We start from the raw sequence: 414 nt of genomic DNA, 5'->3' as shown, positions 1-414 counted from the left end.
AGCCACAACAGCTACGTTTTAAGTTTTTGATCTTTCGATTGATGCCTTCCAGCGGCCCGTTGGAGTAGTCGTATTTGGCACTGTTGGCGATATAATGGGCAGAATGACGAAGCGTACGAATGGTTTGGTCCATAGCGGTTTTGGTGTTTTCATAGTTAAAAATGGCGCTGTTAAGCTCGTCAACGTCACGCTGTTTTAGCGCTGACTGAAGCTCTTGATAGGTTTCGTAAACCCGCGCAAAGTCAGGGTATTTACGAAGAATCAGGTCAACGGCGTCCTGTTGGGGCATAAATTCATTGATTCCACGCAGAAAGACCGGTTTGGCGGACTCCAGCTGGTCTTCGTCCTTATGAAAAAGCCGCCACTGAGACTTTAAGACCTTGTATTCACGACAGCGACGATCCTTGATTTGCT

Annotated in this window: 1 protein-coding gene; it reads right to left on the bottom strand. The window is 47.1% G+C overall.

Features of this window, described 5'->3' with window-relative positions; all coding sequences use genetic code 11:
* On the bottom strand, positions 1–414 hold a 414-nt coding region (locus ACLUWI_RS10350), incomplete at both ends, for a transposase (RefSeq protein WP_412147244.1).

The sequence above is a fragment of the Limosilactobacillus mucosae genome (assembly GCF_046939755.1).
Taxonomy (GTDB): Bacteria; Bacillota; Bacilli; order Lactobacillales; family Lactobacillaceae; genus Limosilactobacillus; species Limosilactobacillus mucosae_A.
Note: the sequence above shows the minus strand (reverse complement) of the source record. Positions and strands in the feature narration are given on the sequence as shown.